The sequence below is a fragment of the Pseudomonas sp. AC252 genome, from assembly GCF_979258105.1.
In genome coordinates, this window is the sequence record NZ_OZ409837.1 from 2290014 (window position 1) to 2306936 (window position 16923).

General features: G+C 61.5%; 12 protein-coding genes. 10 read left to right on the forward strand and 2 right to left on the reverse strand.

Annotation, left to right across the window (positions count from 1 at the left end):
• The first annotated feature begins 211 nt into the window (after positions 1-211).
• The 4 genes from ACZZZ4_RS10625 (at position 212) to ACZZZ4_RS10640 (ending at position 7061) form a co-directional block, all read left to right on the forward strand.
• A complete protein-coding gene (locus ACZZZ4_RS10625) occupies positions 212-3793 on the forward strand; it encodes a DUF2339 domain-containing protein (RefSeq protein ID WP_463547774.1) in 3582 nt (1193 codons plus the stop codon).
• Positions 3790-5154, forward strand: coding sequence for a DUF3999 domain-containing protein (locus tag ACZZZ4_RS10630; protein ID WP_463547775.1), 1365 nt, complete (start codon positions 3790-3792; stop codon positions 5152-5154). Before ACZZZ4_RS10625 ends, ACZZZ4_RS10630 begins: the two co-directional genes overlap by 4 nt.
• Positions 5155-5445: 291 nt before the next feature.
• A complete protein-coding gene (locus ACZZZ4_RS10635; RefSeq protein WP_039756611.1) occupies positions 5446-6456 on the forward strand; it encodes a class 1 fructose-bisphosphatase in 1011 nt (336 codons plus the stop codon).
• A gap of 2 nt (positions 6457-6458) precedes the next feature.
• A complete protein-coding gene (locus ACZZZ4_RS10640) occupies positions 6459-7061 on the forward strand; it encodes a DUF924 family protein (RefSeq protein WP_039756613.1) in 603 nt (200 codons plus the stop codon).
• 107 nt (positions 7062-7168) lie between these two features.
• Here the strand turns inward: ACZZZ4_RS10640 and ACZZZ4_RS10645 are convergent, their stop codons facing one another.
• Positions 7169-9061 carry a methyl-accepting chemotaxis protein gene (locus ACZZZ4_RS10645; RefSeq protein ID WP_206665449.1) on the reverse strand — a complete coding sequence of 631 codons (1893 nt, stop codon included), beginning with the start codon at positions 9059-9061 and terminating at the stop codon, positions 7169-7171.
• Positions 9062-9342: 281 nt separating this feature from the next.
• Between ACZZZ4_RS10645 and ACZZZ4_RS10650 the strand changes: the two genes are divergently transcribed.
• Positions 9343-9597 (forward strand): hypothetical protein, encoded by a 255-nt coding sequence (locus ACZZZ4_RS10650; RefSeq protein WP_016772095.1) that lies wholly within the window; start codon positions 9343-9345, stop codon positions 9595-9597.
• A gap of 29 nt (positions 9598-9626) precedes the next feature.
• Positions 9627-10196 (forward strand): lipocalin family protein, encoded by a 570-nt coding sequence (locus tag ACZZZ4_RS10655; protein WP_039756616.1) that lies wholly within the window; start codon positions 9627-9629, stop codon positions 10194-10196.
• A 121-nt stretch (positions 10197-10317) separates the two neighbouring features.
• On the opposite strand, the gene ACZZZ4_RS10660 is transcribed toward ACZZZ4_RS10655, so the two are convergent.
• A complete protein-coding gene (locus tag ACZZZ4_RS10660; RefSeq protein ID WP_463547776.1) occupies positions 10318-11682 on the reverse strand; it encodes a formimidoylglutamate deiminase in 1365 nt (454 codons plus the stop codon).
• 146 nt (positions 11683-11828) lie between these two features.
• Between ACZZZ4_RS10660 and hutC the strand changes: the two genes are divergently transcribed.
• The 4 genes from hutC to ACZZZ4_RS10680 all read left to right on the forward strand — a co-directional run bounded on the left by hutC (position 11829) and on the right by ACZZZ4_RS10680 (position 16904).
• Complete coding sequence (gene hutC / locus ACZZZ4_RS10665; protein ID WP_162803449.1) at positions 11829-12539, forward strand: histidine utilization repressor; 711 nt, start codon at positions 11829-11831, stop codon at positions 12537-12539.
• Complete coding sequence (locus ACZZZ4_RS10670; protein WP_463547777.1) at positions 12536-13108, forward strand: HutD/Ves family protein; 573 nt, start codon at positions 12536-12538, stop codon at positions 13106-13108. Before hutC ends, ACZZZ4_RS10670 begins: the two co-directional genes overlap by 4 nt.
• Positions 13109-13576: 468 nt before the next feature.
• On the forward strand, positions 13577-15268 hold the full coding sequence (hutU, locus tag ACZZZ4_RS10675) for a urocanate hydratase (RefSeq protein WP_463547778.1): 1692 nt from the start codon (positions 13577-13579) through the stop codon (positions 15266-15268).
• Positions 15269-15431: 163 nt separating this feature from the next.
• Complete coding sequence (locus ACZZZ4_RS10680; RefSeq protein ID WP_129998287.1) at positions 15432-16904, forward strand: purine-cytosine permease family protein; 1473 nt, start codon at positions 15432-15434, stop codon at positions 16902-16904.
• Positions 16905-16923 lie beyond the last annotated feature (19 nt).

Here is a 16923-nt window from a genome sequence, read left to right on the forward strand (position 1 = left end):
GCCGTATCGATATACTGAGCACCGGTTAAAAGGCATCAGTCACCGCCGTACCCTGTGGGAGCGAGCCTGCTCGCGAAGCGATCGTCGACTTAAACAGAAATGTTGGCTGACAATCCGCCTTCGCGAGCAGGCTCGCTCCCACACGGTTTGTGCCTAGACTGAAGCCATCGCCGGACTCGCCCCGCCCCGGGGCTGCTTAGGGATATCGACCATGCAATGGATGTTCATGTTGATCGGGCTGGTGCTCGGTGGACTGCTCGACGAGTCGTTCAGTGGTGCGCTGTTGGGTGCGCTGCTGGGGCTGGTCATCGGCCAGATGCTGCGCATCGCGCGTCTGGGCGCGCAGGCGGCGGAGCAACAGCGCCAACTCGAGCAAGTGCGCGAAGCCTTGCAAGGCGTGGCTCAGCGGCTGTTTGTGCTGGAGGGTTCGCCCTCGCATGCGCCCGCGCCGCCACCTGAAGCCGAGCCAGTCGCCGCACCCGTCGACGTGGCTGAGCAGGCTGCCCCGACCACTGAACTGATCTGGGAACTGCCTCCCGAACTCGAACCGATTTCCGCCGTCGCCCGCGAAACCAGCCAGCCGTTGCCGGCCGATGTCTGGCGCGCCGAACCGGCTCCCGTTGCACCACCGCAAAAACCCGCCGAACCCCGTGGCCCGAACCTGATCGAACGCGGCATCAGCGCTGCGCGCAACTGGCTGTTCGGCGGCAACACGGTGCTGCGCGTCGGCGTGGTGCTGCTGTTTTTCGGTCTGGCGTTTTTGCTGCGTTACGCCACCGAAGGCATGGTGGTGCCGATCGAGTTGCGGTACGCCGGCGTCGCGGCAGCGGCGTTGGCCCTGCTTGGGCTGGGCTGGTGGCTGCGCCGACGCAACAGCAACTATGCATTGATGCTGCAAGGCACCGGGATCGCGGTGTTGTACCTGACGGTGTTTGCGGCGATGCGTCTGCATCCGTTGCTTGATCCGTCCGCTGCACTCGGTTTGCTGGTCGCGGTGACGGTGTTCTCGGCCATTCTGGCGATTACCCAGGACGCGCTGGGGTTGGCCGCAGCGGCAGCTTTGGGCGGTTTCGCCGCGCCGATTCTCACCTCTACAGGCGAAGGCAATCACGTCGCACTGTTCAGCTATTTCGTTCTGCTCAACGCCGGCATTCTTGCTATCGCCTGGTTCAAGGCCTGGCGCCTGCTCAACCTGATCGGTTTCGTCGGCACCTTCGGTATCGGTTTCGCCTGGGGCCTGCGTTCCTACACGCCGGAACTGCTGTGGAGCACCGAGCCGTTCCTGATTGTGTTTTTCCTCATGTACCTCGCCATCGGCCTGCTCTTCGCCCGGCGCAAATTGCGCGACTTGCCGAATGCTCCGGCGGAGGCTGATCGCGAGGCGCTGCTGCAATGGTCGGCACGCAAGGGTGATTACGTCGACGGCACCATGCTGTTCGGCCCGCCGATCATTGGCTTCGGTCTGCAGTTTGCGCTGGTGCAGCACCTCGAATTTGCGGCGGCGTTCAGTGCGTTGGCGCTGGGCATGATCTATATGGCGCTGGCCAAAGTTTTGATGGGCGGGCGCGCGATGCTGCTGGGCGAAACCTGCCTGGCGCTGGGAGTGATTTTCGCCAGCCTGGCGATTCCGCTGGGGCTCGATGCGCGCTGGACTTCTGCGGCGTGGGCCGTGGAAGGCGCGGGAATTTTCTGGCTCGGGTTGCGTCAGCATCGGCCGTTTGCCCGCGCTTTTGCCTTGTTGTTGCAACTGGGTTCGGCGCTGGCGTTTCTCAGCCAGTTGCAGCTCGGCGAGAGCAGCCTGCTCGACGGCGCACCGCTGGGCGCGCTGATGCTCGGCGCCGCGCTGCTGTTCAGTTTCCTTCAACTGCGCAAGGCTACGCCTGAGCAGACATCGCCGTGGGAACGCCAAGGGCTTCCAGTGCTGGCATGTCTGGGCCTGACGTTCCTGTATCTGCTGGCACCGTTGTTCCTGTTCATCCAGGGCACGGCGATCAGTTGGGCGTTGGCCGGGTTGGCGACATTGTTTGTTGGCTTGCGAATTCAATCGCGCACATTCCTGTTTACCGCGTTCGCCGTGCAGTTGCTGGGCGGCGCGTTGTTCCTGCTGCGCCTGCAAAGTGCCGGCGAAGAATCGGCGGCGGTGTTCAGCGCCGGTTGGAGCGGTTTGCTCAGTGCGTCGCTGATCGGGCTGGCCTTGATCGGCGGCATGCTGCTCGCGGCTCGCGATGAGATGGTGCGCGCTGATGTGCGCTTGCTTCGTGGCTTATCGGTGATCTTGCTGGCCGGGCTGGTGCTGATCAATCTGGCGGTGCTGTTCGTGCTGCCGTGGCAAACCGCGAGTGCGGTCTGGGCGGCCAGCGGCTTGCTGATCATCTGGCTGAGCCTGTACCTGCAACAGCGTCTGAGTTTCGTTTTCGGCCTGCTGTTGCAGGTGATCGGCGGCGCAGCGTTTGTGCTCGCCGGCCCCGAATGGCTCGGGCCGTTGTCTAGCGAAGGATTGAAACCCTTGGCCCATGGCGGCTTCTGGACACCGCTGGTGCTGGGGCTGGCCGCGCTGATCGGTGCGTGGCGCTTGCAATTGGGCAACCATGCCACTGCTTTTGATGCCTGGAGTTTGCAGCGCTTATCGCAGGTGCTGCTGGTCTGGGGTGCTGCCTGGTGGATGCTGGCGTGGGTCAGCGAAGTGCTGCGGTTTGCTCCGCCGGATCTGCAGGGCGCGTTGTTCCTGTTCGTCGCTGCAATCAGTGTGGCGTTGTGGACGATTTTGTCGCTGCGTCTGAAGTGGCCGGCGCTGGGGTTGCTCTGCACCTTGCTGATTCCGGCGGCGGCGCTGGTTTTGCTCGGCGCTTGGCAGTCGCGCTACCACCCGGCCGCCGACTTCGGCTGGCTGGCGTGGCCGGCGCTGTTCGCGGTGCATTTCTTCAGCTTGCGCCGCTTGGCGTCGATGTTGCCGGCGCGCGCGTTGAGCGCCGCCCATGTGCTCGGTTGCTGGCTGCTGATTGGCGTGCTGGCGCTGGAGTTGCGTTACGGCCTGCTGTTGTTGTCCGAGCAATACAACGCCTGGCGCTGGCTGGGCTGGGCGATTCTGCCGAGCCTGTATCTGCTGCTGATGGCGGCACCTCGCAACTGGCCGTGGCCGGTCGCCGCTTTTGCTCGCGAGTACCGCTTGTACGCAGCGGCACCGCTGGCGGTGCTGATGCTGGCGTGGTTCTGGCTGGCCAATGGCGTCAGCAATGGCAATGCCGAACCCTTGCCTTACGTGCCGCTGCTTAATCCGCTGGAGTTGGGTCTGCTGTTTGCGCTGTTCGGCGTTTACATCTGGTCGCGCAGCGCCGTTGCGCAGTTGTCGATCCGCCAGGACTACGCCGACCACGCCACGCAACTGATCGCCGGGGTTTCACTGTTCGCGTTCTGCACCGCGCTGGTCACCCGCGCTGCGCATCACTGGGCCGGCATCCCGTTCGAGGTCGATCAACTGCTCGCGTCGATGCTGGTGCAGGCCGGCCTGTCGATCGTCTGGACGTTGATGGCGCTGGGACTGATGATCGGCGGCCATCTGCGCCACCGCCGCGAAGTGTGGCTGATCGGCGCGGCGCTGATTGCGCTGGTGGTGGCCAAACTGATTTTTGTCGAACTGAGCAACCGTGGCGGCCTCGCCCGGATCGTCTCGTTTATCGGCGTTGGCGTGTTGCTGCTGGTGGTCGGCTACTTCGCGCCGCTGCCACCCAAACGCGTCGAGGCTGAACCGGCGGCGGACAAACCCGCGCCGGAAACCGAAGGAGTTGCATCTTGAGTCGCATGCTGAATCTGGGGTGGTTGGCGCTGGGCGTGGTGATGGTGGCCGGTGCTCAGGAAAAACCGGCGGACTTCGCCACGCAGGTGCCGTTGTCGGTGAGTGGCAATGGCCCGTGGTATCGCCTCGACCTGCCGCTGAGCGCGCAATTGCAGGCGCGCCAGACCGATCTCAGCGATTTGCGTGTGTTCAACGCCGCCGGCGAAGCGCAGGCCTACGCCTTGGCTCGCGAATCGGCGCAGACCCGCGACGACGGCAAGCTGCACGAGGTCAAGTGGTTCCCGCTGTACAACGCCGCTGACGCCAGCGAACGTGCGCCGAACGTGCGCGTGCAGTCGACCATCAACGGCACGCTGGTCGAAGTGCAACCGTCCTCGCAACTGGAGGCGGGCGAAGAAGTGCTGCGCGGCTGGCTGCTGGATGCCAGTGCAATCAAGGCACCGTTGCAGCAGTTGATCCTCGACTGGACCAGCGAGCGCGACGGTTTCCAGCGTTTCAGCATCGAGGCCAGCGACGATCTGCAGCACTGGCAGTCATGGGGCGAGGGCCAAGTGGCACGGCTGACCTTTTCCGATGAGCGCATCGAACAGCACCAAGTGAGCCTGCCGGGGCAGACCGCGCGTTACGTGCGCCTGCTGTGGGAGTCGCCGGGTTCGGCGCCGATCCTGACCTCGGCGCAACTGAAAAGCAGCGACCCGCGCAACCTGCCGCTGCCTTTGGTCTGGTCGTCAAGCGTAGCCGGCAGCAGCACCAAGTCCGGGGAGTACACCTGGCAATTGCCGATGGGGCTGAATGTCGAGCGGGTGCAGGTTGAGCTGAAACAGCCGAACAGTCTGGCGCCGGTGACGTTGGCCGGTCGGCGTGAGAGCAACTTGCCGTGGCAGACACTGAGCAGCGGTTTGCTCTATCGCCTGAGCCAGAGCAATCAGGACGTGGTACAGAACGAAATCCCGCTGTCCGGGCAGACCGTGCAGCAACTCAAGCTGACCGTGGATGAGCGCGGCGGCGGGTTGGGTGAGCAGGCGCCGGACCTGAAATATGCGGTGCGCGCCACGCAAGTGATTTTCCTCGCCCGCGGCGACGGGCCGTACAGCCTGGCCTTGGGCAATGCCACGGTGAAAACGGCGAACCTGCCGCTGGCAACGTTGATTCCGGATTTCAAGCCAGAAAAACTGGCGAGCCTCGGCAAGGCGACGGTGCAGGGCGAAGCGCTGGCTACGCAGACCTCGACGGCGACGACGGCAGCGGTGGCCGGGACCAACTGGAAGAAGTTTGGCTTGTGGGCGGTGTTGTTGCTCAGCGTGGCGTTTCTCGGAGCGATGGCGTTCAGTCTGTTGCGCAAACCGCCTGCCAATACCTGAGCATGGCGGCGCTGCGCGCCATTCGCGAGCAGGCTCGCTCCCACAGTTGAAATGCATTCCATTGTGGGAGCGAGCCTGCTCGCGAAAGCGCCCGGGCAGACACGGAAAATCCTCAACCGGTCATGCTGAACCGAACTACGCTCAACCCGACACCTGAACTCTGCACCGACAATCACGTCTCATACAGGCAAATACACCCAGGCGCACGTTAGCCGGCGTCTTCGCTCGCTAGGTTTTCAGACTCCCTGTAAACTGCGCGGGTTTTCCGCCCCCATTCCACCGGAGCCGTCCATGTCCCGCGTTACCTTGAGTCGCTATTTGATTGAGCAGACCCGCAGCAACAACACTCCTGCCGATCTGCGCTTTTTGATCGAAGTGGTGGCGCGTGCCTGCAAGGAGATCAGCCACGCCGTATCCAAAGGCGCCCTGGGTGGTGTTCTGGGCAGCATGGGCACCGAGAACGTGCAAGGCGAAGTGCAGAAGAAGCTCGACGTGCTGTCGAACGAAATCCTTCTCGAAGCCAACGAATGGGGCGGTCACCTGGCCGGCATGGCGTCCGAAGAAATGGACAATGCCTACCAGATCCCCGGTAAATACCCGAAAGGCGCGTACCTGCTGGTCTTCGACCCACTGGACGGCTCTTCGAACATCGACATCAACGCCCCGGTCGGCACGATCTTCTCGGTACTGCGTTGCCCGAACGAATACCTGAGCCAGAACGAGCCGCTGAACGAAAAAGCCTTCCTGCAGCCAGGCACCCAACAGGTTGCCGCCGGTTACGCGATCTACGGCCCGCAGACCATGCTGGTGCTGACCTTGGGCGACGGCGTCAAAGGCTTCACCCTGGACCGTGAAATGGGCAGTTTCGTCCTGACCCACGAAGACATCACCATTCCTGAAACCACTCAGGAATTCGCCATCAACATGTCCAACCAGCGTCACTGGGAAGCCCCGGTACAGCGCTATGTCGGCGAGCTGCTGGCCGGTGAAGAAGGTCCACTGAAAAAGAACTACAACATGCGTTGGGTCGCGGCGATGGTTGCCGACGTACACCGCATCCTGACCCGTGGCGGTCTGTTCATGTACCCGCGCGACAGCCGTGAGCCGTCGAAACCGGGCAAGCTGCGCCTGATGTATGAAGCCAACCCGATGTCGTTCCTCGTCGAACAGGCCGGCGGCGCGTCCACCGATGGTCACCAGCGCATTCTCGACATTCAGCCGGAAGGCCTGCACCAGCGCGTTGCAGTGTTCCTCGGCTCGAAAGAAGAAGTCGCACGCGCCACGGCTTACCACAAGGAATAAACATGACTGCACCCTGGCAGCCGTTGCTTGACTGGTGGTTCGGACACGCTGAATCACCGAATGCAGTAGCGGCTGAAAAGGGCAAGTTGTGGTTCGGCAAGCGAGACAGCCAAGACCTCGAAGCGCAGACGCGTTTCGGGGTCTTCGTCGATCAGGCCCTGGCTGGTGAATTGACCGAGTGGACGCAATGTCCCGAAGGTTGGCTGGCGGTGGTGCTGTTGCTCGATCAGCTGCCACGCATGATCTATCGCAATACCCCCAAAGCGTTTTCCGGTGATCTGCGCGCGCAGAAACTCGTCGCGCAAGGCGTTGCGGCGGATTTTGATCGGCAGTTGAAGCCGATTCAGCGCGTATTCATTTACCTGGTGTTCGAACACTGCGAGAACCTCGCGGTGCAGAACGAGGCGGTTTCCAGATTTATCGAATTGGTGTCTGAACAGCCGGAATCGGAGCGGGCGGTGTTTGCCGATAACCTGGACTATGCCGAGCGGCATCGGAAGGTGATTGCCCGTTTTGGAAGATTTCCGCACCGCAATGCGGTGTTGGGGCGGGAGTCTACGGCTGAGGAATTGGAGTTTCTGTCCAGGCCCGGTTCAAGATTCTGAATCTTCAGTGCGGCTTATGCCGCTTTCGCGAGCAGGCTCGCTCCCACAATTGAAATGCATTCCACTGTGGGAGCGAGCCTGCTCGCGAAGAGGCCTGAGGCCGCAGCTTAAATCCTGAAGCTGCCGACCAGATGCTTCAACCGCGCCGCCTGCTGCTCAAGATCCGAACAGGCGCGCAACGTCGCCTGCAAGTTCTCCACCCCTTCCTGATTAAGGGTGTTGATCTCGTTGATATCAACGTTGATCGACTCGACCACGGCGGTCTGTTCTTCGGTCGCGGTGGCTACCGACTGGTTCATGCCGTCGATTTCGCCGATACGCTGGGTCACGCTGCCCAGGCGCTCGCCGGCCTGGTTGGCGATGCCGACGCTGCTTTCGCTCTCGCGCTGGCTCTCGGTCATGATGGTTACTGCCTGACGCGCGCCGACCTGCAACTCTTCGATCATCTTCTGTACTTGCTGCGCCGAATCCTGAGTGCGGTGCGCGAGGTTGCGTACCTCGTCGGCGACCACGGCGAAGCCACGACCGGCCTCACCGGCGCGCGCAGCTTCGATAGCCGCGTTGAGTGCGAGCAGGTTGGTCTGCTGGGAAATGCTGGTGATCACTTCGAGAATCTGGCCGATATTCACTGTGTTGCTGTTCAGCGTTTCGATGTTGCCGCAGGAGTCGCTGATCTTCGCCGACAGTTGTTGCATGGCCTGAATGGTTTTATCCACCACCTGCTGGCCGTCGACCGCGAGGCTGCGCGCATCGCTGGAGTGTTGCGAGGCGAGGGCGGCGTTTTGTGCGATTTCCTGGGCGGCGGCGCCGAGCTGATTGATCGCGGCGGCGACGCTGTTGGTGCGGCTGGCCTGTTGGTCGGAGTTGTACATCGACGAGTTCGATGCCGCGACCACGCGCAAAGCGACTTCGTTGACCTGGCCGGTGGCCGAGGACACTTCGCGGATCGACGTATGAATGCGTTCGACGAAGCGGTTGAACGAAGTGCCCAGCGCGCCGAATTCATCGTTGCCGTGAATCACCAGACGCTTGGTCAGGTCGCCTTCGCCTTCAGCGATGTCATGCATCGCACGGCCCATGGTCAGCAGTGGCTGCATCAGCACGCGAATCAGCATGCCAAGCAGGCCGATGATGATCAGCACGGCGATGACCATGGCGATCAGTGCCGAGGTGCGGAATTCGCTGAGCATCGAGAACGCGGTGTCTTTATCGAGCACCAGCGCCACGTACCAGTCAGCCGATGGCACTCCGTTGACGCGAGTGAACGAAATCAACTGGGTCTTGCCGTCGAACTCGACTTCTTTCAGGCCCGGACTGACTTGAGGCGCGCCGTTCGGATAGGCCTCGGCGAGGGTCTTGAGCACCAGTTTGCTGTCCGGGTGAATCAGGATCTTGCCTTCGGCGCTGACGATGAATGCATGACCGTGGCCGCCAAAGTTCAGCGAGTTGATGATCGCGCTGACACTGGTCAAATCAATATCGGCACCGGCTACGCCGAGCATCTGGCCCTGACGCTGCACCGGGGTGGCGACGGTGATCACCAGTTTGCCCGACGAAGCGGCGATGTACGGTTCGGTGACGATGGTCTGCTGTGCGCTATTGGCGGCTTTGTACCAGCCGCGCGCCCGTGGATCGTAGTCCGGCGCACGGTTGCCGGCCGGCACCGAGAACATCACACCGTCAGCGCCACCGAAATAGCTGAGCTGGAAATTGCCGGTGTAGGCGGGCAGGTCAATGATGCGCTTGAGGCTGGCGGGCGCATTGCCATCGACGGCGACTTGCTGCGACAGCGATTGCAGCAATTGAATGCGGCTTTCCAGCCAGGTCTGGATGTTGCTGGTGGTCAGGCTGCCCAGCTCCTGCATGGTCGCTTCGGTGCTGCTGCTCAAGGCCTGACGCTGGCGATAGTCGTTGAAGAAGATGAAACAGGCGAACGCAACGGCCACCACAAGGGCAGCAGCCAGCAGAATCTTGTGGCTGAATTTCATGTTTCTGGTCATCGAATGAACTACCGCGAAGGGGCTGGTCAGGAAAGGGCGGCAATTTGCCATATTCGGCAGCGTTGCGCTGCTCTTATTTCGACCGCGCCGCGCCAAAGATTAGGCGCTTGCGGGGAAAGTCGACGAAATGCTCGACAGCTTCACAAAGTTTTTGATTTATCGGCAAAAGCCAGACGGGCGGGCTGATAAATAGGCGTTCGGGCACGGAACCAGATGACACTTTTCTCTTCTAAGCTTCTGGTTGGCACCATGCCATCCCCCCTCGTTTCAGGAGTTTCACCATGTCGCTGCGATCTATCGCCCTGCTGTCGTTTTGCGTGCTGTTGGCCGCATGCAGCAAGGTCAATCAGGAAAACTACTCCAAGCTCTCGGCCGGCATGGCCAAGTCCGAAGTGGAAACCCTCCTCGGCAAGCCCACCGATTGCTCGGGCGCGCTCGGTATGTCCAGCTGCACCTGGGGCGACAAGAACAGCTTTATCAGCGTGCAGTACGCCGGTGACAAAGTGCTGATGTTTTCCGGCCAAGGCCTGAAGTAAACCGGGGCTTCGCGCCCACGGAGAAAAAAATGAAGCGGTTATTGCTGATCCTTTTCGCTGGCCTGGTACTGGCTGGCTGCGCCACTTCCGGCGTCGACCCGTTGGCGCCCAAAACCGTCGACAGTGTCAATCTCAAGCGTTATCAGGGCACCTGGTATGAACTGGCACGCTTGCCGATGTTCTTTCAGCGCCACTGCGCGCAATCCGAAGCCCACTACACCCTCAAGCCTGACGGTAACGTCGGCGTGCTCAACCGTTGCCTGACCCCGGAGTGGCAGTGGGAAGAGGCCAAAGGCACGGCTTATCCACAGGTGCCGGGCAAGACCGACAAGCTCTGGGTCGAATTCGATAACTGGTTCTCGCGCCTGGTGCCGGGCGTGGCGAAGGGCGAGTACTGGGTGCTGTACGTCAGCGACGATTACAAGACCGCCATCGTCGGCGACCCGAGTCGCAAGTACATGTGGCTGTTGTCACGCACGCCAACCGTTAACGGTGTGGTACGCGAAGAATTGCTGAGCAAGGCGCGTCAGCAGGGTTACGACACCACACGCCTGATCTGGCGCGCGTCGGACCGGCAGATGGCCAAGACGTCCAATTAAGCCTCGTTACAAATCAAATGTGGGAGCGAGCCTGCTCGCGAAGAGGGTGTATCAGTCGACATGAATATTGACTGATACACCGCGTTCGCGAGCAGGCTCGCTCCCACAGTTTGGTTTTGGGTCAGCCCAAGAGATCGCGCAGGACCTGGGTGAATGCGCGAGCGCTGTCCTCTTCGCCAGCATGCCGGCCATCGCGCACCACCCACTGACCATTGACCAGCACATCGCGCACTTGGCGATCGCCGCCAGCAAACAACCAGCGATTGAGAATCCCGTCCCCCGAAGCCGTCGCCAGATACGGATCGCTGCCATCCAGCACAATCCAGTCCGCGCGCTTGCCCACTTCCAGCGCACCAATCGGCTGCCCCAACGCCTGGGCGCCGCCGTCCAGCGCCGCGTCATACAGCGTGCGCCCGACCATCGGCTGGTCCGCGCCATACAAGCGATTGCGCCGCTGATCGCGCAGGCGCTGGCCATATTCCAGCCAGCGCAACTCTTCCACCACGCTCAGCGACACATGGCTGTCGGAGCCAATGCCCATGCGCCCGCCCTGGGCGAGGAAATCCACCGCCGGGAAAATCCCGTCGCCCAGATTTGCTTCAGTGGTCAGACACAGCCCGGCGATCGCGCGACTTTTGGCCATCAGCGTGACTTCTTCCGGGTTGGCGTGGGTGGCGTGGACCAGGCACCAGCGCTGATCGACTTCGGTATTTTCGTACAGCCATTGCAGCGGCCGCCGACCACTCCAGCTCAGGCAATCGTCGACCTCTTTCTGCTGCTCGGCGATGTGGATGTGCACCGGGCATTGTTTGTCACTGGCCGCCAACACTTCGCTGATCTGCTGCGGCGTCACCGCGCGCAACGAGTGGAAACACAGGCCCAACGATTGCGCTTTCTGCTGCGCCAGTAATGGCTGCAAACGCGCTTGCAGATTCAAATAGTTTTCAGTGCTGTTGATAAAGCGACGCTGGCCGTCATTGGGTGTTTGCCCGCCGAAACCGGAATGGCTGTAGAGCACCGGCAGCAGGGTCAACCCGATACCGCTTTCACTCGCGGCCTGGCTGATTCGTAGCGCCAGTTCAGCCTGATCGGCGTACGGCTGGCCGTTGTTGTCGTGGTGCACGTAGTGAAATTCGGCGACCGAGGTGTAACCGGCCTTGAGCATTTCGATGTACAGCTGGCGAGCGATGATGCCGAGCTGATCGGGGCTGATTTTTCCGACGAGGCGATACATCAGATCGCGCCAGGTCCAGAAACTGTCGTTGGGGTTGCCGGCCACTTCGGCCAGTCCAGCCATGGCGCGCTGGAAGGCGTGAGAGTGCAGATTGGGCATTCCCGGCAGCAACGGTCCGCGCAGCCGCTCGGCGCCGTCTGCGCTGGAATCGGCCTGGATTCGGGTCAACAGCCCATCGGCGCTGACCTCGAGACGTACATTGTTGGCCCATCCGTTAGGCAGCAGTGCGCGTTCGGCAAAGAAGGCGGACATCGTTCGGCACCCCATCGTGTGTTATTTGTATATACATATACAGACGTTTGCCTGCCCGGTAAACTCCGGCAAGCTAGTCACTTTCATCCAATGAACAGGGATCAACCGTGCCGACTCCGCCTCCAGTTTCTCCGTTGGCCGCGAACATGGGCGACAGTCCGGCGCCTTTGTACGCCCGCGTTAAACAGATGATCACCCAGCAGATCGACAGCGGTAACTGGCCGCCGCACTACCGCGTGCCGTCCGAAAGCGAACTGGTCAGCCAGCTCGGCTTCAGCCGCATGACCATCAACCGCGCCCTGCGCGAGATGACCGCTGACGGCCTGCTGGTGCGCATGCAAGGCGTGGGCACGTTTGTCGCCGAGCCGAAGAGCCAGTCCGCGCTGTTCGAAGTGCACAACATCGCCGATGAAATCGCTTCGCGCGGCCATCGCCACACCTGCCAGGTCATCACCCTCGAAGAGGAGGCCGCCGGCTCCGAGCGCGCACTGGCGCTCGACATGCGCGAAGGCCAGAAGGTCTTCCACTCGCTGATCGTGCATTACGAAAACGACATTCCAGTGCAAATCGAAGACCGTTTCGTCAACGCACTCGTCGCGCCGGAATACCTCAAGCAGGATTTCACCCTGCAAACGCCTTACGCCTACCTCAATCAGGTCGCACCGCTGACCGAAGGCGAGCACGTGGTCGAAGCGATTCTGGCCGAACCGTCGGAATGCAAGTTGCTGCAGATCGAGAAAGGCGAGCCGTGCCTGCTGATTCGTCGCCGCACGTGGTCGGGGCGTCAACCGGTGACGGCGGCGCGTTTGATCCATCCGGGTTCGCGTCATCGTCTGGAAGGGCGCTTTCATAAATGAATCATCAAGTGAAGGTTTTACGCGCTGAAGGTTACCCGCGCATGCCGTGGAAAAACGGCGGCGGCAGCACCGAGGAAATCACTCGTGATGCCGGCACTGGCCTGGACGGTTTCGGCTGGCGCCTGTCGATTGCCGACATCGCTGAATCGGGCGGTTTCTCGACATTCGCCGGTTACCAGCGAGTCATCACCGTGTTGCAGGGCGACGGCATGACTCTGTGTGTCGACGGTGACGATACCCGCCCACTGTTACCGCTCGACCCGTTTGCCTTCAGCGGCGAAAGTCAGGTGTCCTGCACGTTGCTCGGCGGTGCAATTCGCGATTTCAATCTGATCTATGCGCCGCAACGTTACAGCGCGCGGTTGCAATGGCTGGAGGGTGAGCAGCGGTTTTTCAGCTCGGCATCGACGTTGCTGGTGTTCAGTGTCAGTGAGTGGATGGACGTGCGTGTTGGCGACGGCGTTTCGCAGCTCGGTCGGCATGATTGTCTGCAACTGGACGGTAACAGTGGGCTGGTCGAAGTCTCCACCCATGGCGCTTGCTGCATAGTCGAACTTCTCCAAAGCTGACCCCTGTGGCGAGGGGATTTATCCCCGCTGGGTCGCGAAGCGGCCCCATTCCTGATTAAAAAAGCGGTCTGCTGCGCAGCCCAGCGCGGATAAATCCCCTCGCCACAAGCCATCCCCACTCTTGTTTCCCTCCACGCACCAACTTGTTACCGAACGCCCCAGCGTGGCGCAAAACCACGCTGACCTGGCCTGGCCGTATCTCCTCGGAATCCCCTCCCGGAAAATTTCATCCACGCCAGAACCCTCGATTCAGGCGCTCTCCAGCCTAGCTCGCGATTTTTCCTGAACGCTCCTCCCACAAGTTGGCCGCTTGATTGCATATGCTTGTATGTACAAGTAAAGACGTATGCGTATGAGTCGGTCAAGACTCCCCGCAGCGTCCACTGATTCGCTTGTCGCGCAGCACAGCGCGCAGGCTGCTGCCCACTGCCAGGGTTGGTTTGAATTGATCGCTGAGGAGTCTTTTTCGTGACTGACAATACCCAGAACAGCAACAAGTTTCGTGACGTGCAGATCCGCGCCGCACGCGGTAACACACTGACCGCCAAGAGCTGGCTGACTGAAGCGCCGCTGCGCATGTTGATGAACAACCTCGACCCGGAAGTTGCCGAAAACCCGAAAGAACTGGTGGTCTACGGTGGCATCGGTCGCGCCGCGCGCAACTGGCAGTGCTACGACAAGATCGTCGAGAGCCTGACCAACCTGAACGACGACGAAACCCTGCTGGTGCAATCGGGCAAGCCGGTCGGCGTGTTCAAGACCCACGCCAACGCACCGCGCGTTCTGATCGCCAATTCCAACCTGGTGCCGCACTGGGCGAGCTGGGAACACTTCAACGAACTCGACGCCAAAGGCCTGGCCATGTACGGCCAGATGACCGCTGGCAGCTGGATCTACATTGGCAGCCAGGGCATCGTTCAGGGCACCTACGAAACCTTCGTTGAAGCCGGGCGCCAGCATTACAACGCTGACCTCAAGGGCCGCTGGGTGCTCACCGCAGGCCTCGGTGGCATGGGCGGCGCGCAACCGCTGGCCGCCACTCTGGCCGGCGCCTGCTCGCTGAACATCGAGTGCCAACAGGTCAGCATCGATTTCCGCCTGAAAAGCCGTTACGTCGATGAGCAAGCCAAAGACCTCGACGACGCTTTGGCGCGCATCGACAAATACACCAAGGAAGGCAAGGCAATCTCCATCGCGCTGCTCGGCAACGCGGCAGAAATTCTCCCGGAGCTGGTCAAACGCGGCGTGCGTCCGGACATGGTCACCGATCAGACCAGCGCCCACGACCCGCTCAACGGTTACCTGCCGGCCGGCTGGAGCTGGGACGAATACCGCGCCCGCGCCAAGACCGAACCGGCCGCTGTGATCAAAGCCGCCAAGCAGTCGATGGCGGTGCACGTCAAAGCCATGCTGGAATTCCAGAAACAAGGCATTCCGACCTTCGACTACGGCAACAACATCCGTCAGATGGCCCAGGAAGAAGGTGTCGAGAACGCCTTTGATTTCCCAGGCTTCGTACCGGCCTACATCCGTCCGCTGTTCTGTCGTGGCATCGGCCCCTTCCGTTGGGCGGCGCTGTCGGGTGATCCGCAGGACATCTACAAAACCGACGCCAAGGTCAAAGAGCTGATCCCCGACGACGCGCACCTGCACAACTGGCTGGACATGGCCCGCGAGCGCATCAGCTTCCAGGGCCTGCCGGCGCGAATCTGCTGGGTCGGTCTGGGCCAGCGCGCCAAGCTCGGTCTGGCCTTCAACGAAATGGTCCGTAGCGGTGAGTTGTCGGCCCCGGTGGTGATCGGTCGCGACCACCTCGACTCCGGCTCGGTTGCCAGTCCCAACCGCGAAACCGAGTCCATGCAGGACGGTTCCGACGCCGTCTCCGACTGGCCGCTGCTCAACGCACTGCTGAACACCGCCAGCGGCGCGACCTGGGTGTCCTTGCACCACGGCGGCGGCGTCGGCATGGGCTTCTCGCAGCATTCGGGGATGGTGATCGTCTGCGATGGTACCGATGAGGCCGCCGAGCGCATTGCTCGTGTGCTGCACAACGACCCGGCCACCGGCGTCATGCGCCATGCCGATGCCGGTTACCCGATCGCCATCGACTGCGCCAAAGAGCAAGGGCTGAACCTGCCGATGATCACCGGCGGCAAGTAATACGCTTTTGCTTCATGTGGGAGCGAGCTTGCTCGCGAAGAGGCCGGCACAGTCAACATTCGTGTCGGCAGACAGATTGCTTTCGCGAGCAAGCTCGCTCCCACAGAAAAGCAGCTCCACCGATGCTCAGTGAACCCGAATAGCAATCCACAGAGGTTGAATCATGGCGGTTAACAACGAACGTGCAGGCACTACCCCGTTGATCGAAAGGCGTTCGATCGACTACATCCCGGAAGCGGAAAGACACGGTCGTCTGTTCAGCCAGTTCACCCTGTGGATGGGCGCCAACCTGCAGATCACTGCGATCGTCACCGGGGCCCTGGCCGTGGTGCTTGGCGGTGATGTGTTCTGGTCGTTGATCGGTCTGCTGATCGGCCAACTGCTCGGCGGTGGCGTGATGGCGCTGCATGCCGCGCAAGGGCCGAAACTGGGCTTGCCGCAGATGATCTCCAGCCGTGTGCAATTCGGCGTTTATGGCGCGGCGATTCCGATCGTGCTGGTGTGCCTGATGTACCTGGGTTTCACCGCCACCGGTACGGTGCTGTCCGGGCAAGCGCTGGGGCAGTTGTTCGGTGTCAGCGACAGTGTTGGCATCCTGATTTTCGCCAGTGTCATCGTGCTGGTGACAGTGCTCGGCTATCGGGTGATCCACTGGATCGGCCGCGTCGCCAGCGTGATTGGCGTGATCGCTTTTGTGTTCCTGTTCTGGCGGCTGATGAGCCAGACCGACGTTGGTGCACTTCTGCAGATTCGTCATTTCAGCTGGAGCAGCTTTCTGCTGGCGGTGTCGTTGGCGGCGTCGTGGCAGATCGCTTTCGGCCCGTATGTGGCGGACTATTCACGCTACCTGCCGAGCGCCACTTCGTCGGTGAAAACCTTCTTCGCCGCTGGTGCAGGTTCGGTGATTGGCGCGCAGGTGGCGATGATCCTCGGCGTGTTTGCCGCCGCTTCGGCCAACGGTCAATTTGCCGGTCATGAAGTCGCCTACATCGTCGGCCTCGGCGGTACCGGCGCCACCGCCGCGCTGCTGTATTTCAGCATCGCGTTCGGCAAAGTGACCATTTCGACGCTGAACTCCTACGGCAGCTTCATGTGCATCGCCACCATCATCAGTGGCTTCAAAGGGCACCTGACGGTTTCCCGTATGCAGCGGCTGGTGTTCGTGCTGTTCATCGTCGGCGCGGCAACCTTGATCGCCTTGCTCGGGCAGCACTCGTTCCTCGGTGCGTTCAAGTCGTTCATCCTGTTTCTGCTCGCCTTCTTCACACCGTGGAGCGCGATCAATCTGGTCGACTACTACTGCATCACCCGCGAGCGCTACGACGTGCCGGCGCTGGCCGATCCGAACGGCCGCTACGGCCGGTGGAACCTGCTCGGTATCAGCGTCTACGTGTTCGGCGTGCTGGTGCAGTTGCCGTTCATCTCGACCAAGTTCTATACCGGCCCGCTGGTGGCGGCCCTCGGTGATGTGGATATTTCCTGGATCATCGGCCTGGTGCTGCCGGCCGCCGTCTATTACTTCTGCGCAAAGAAATGGCACAGCGCAGTGCCCGATCGCCTGATTCTGCCGGTCGAGCAGAACAGCACCCCACAAGCAAAAAACAGCGGGACCGGTCGCGCTGCGGCGCAGGCCTGATCTGGACGTGGACCAGGCT

What these genes read in the sequence shown, in the direction of transcription:
- ACZZZ4_RS10680 (WP_129998287.1), top strand. Translation starts at nt 15,432, where the DNA reads ATGGCGGTTAACAACGAACGTGCAGGCACTACCCCGTTGATCGAAAGG.
- ACZZZ4_RS10670 (WP_463547777.1), top strand. Translation starts at nt 12,536, where the DNA reads ATGAATCATCAAGTGAAGGTTTTACGCGCTGAAGGTTACCCGCGCATG.
- ACZZZ4_RS10635 (WP_039756611.1), top strand. Translation starts at nt 5,446, where the DNA reads ATGTCCCGCGTTACCTTGAGTCGCTATTTGATTGAGCAGACCCGCAGC.
- ACZZZ4_RS10650 (WP_016772095.1), top strand. Translation starts at nt 9,343, where the DNA reads ATGTCGCTGCGATCTATCGCCCTGCTGTCGTTTTGCGTGCTGTTGGCC.
- ACZZZ4_RS10645 (WP_206665449.1), bottom strand. Translation starts at nt 9,061, where the DNA reads ATGACCAGAAACATGAAATTCAGCCACAAGATTCTGCTGGCTGCTGCC.
- hutC (WP_162803449.1), top strand. Translation starts at nt 11,829, where the DNA reads ATGGGCGACAGTCCGGCGCCTTTGTACGCCCGCGTTAAACAGATGATC.
- ACZZZ4_RS10625 (WP_463547774.1), top strand. Translation starts at nt 212, where the DNA reads ATGCAATGGATGTTCATGTTGATCGGGCTGGTGCTCGGTGGACTGCTC.
- ACZZZ4_RS10655 (WP_039756616.1), top strand. Translation starts at nt 9,627, where the DNA reads ATGAAGCGGTTATTGCTGATCCTTTTCGCTGGCCTGGTACTGGCTGGC.
- ACZZZ4_RS10640 (WP_039756613.1), top strand. Translation starts at nt 6,459, where the DNA reads ATGACTGCACCCTGGCAGCCGTTGCTTGACTGGTGGTTCGGACACGCT.
- ACZZZ4_RS10660 (WP_463547776.1), bottom strand. Translation starts at nt 11,682, where the DNA reads ATGTCCGCCTTCTTTGCCGAACGCGCACTGCTGCCTAACGGATGGGCC.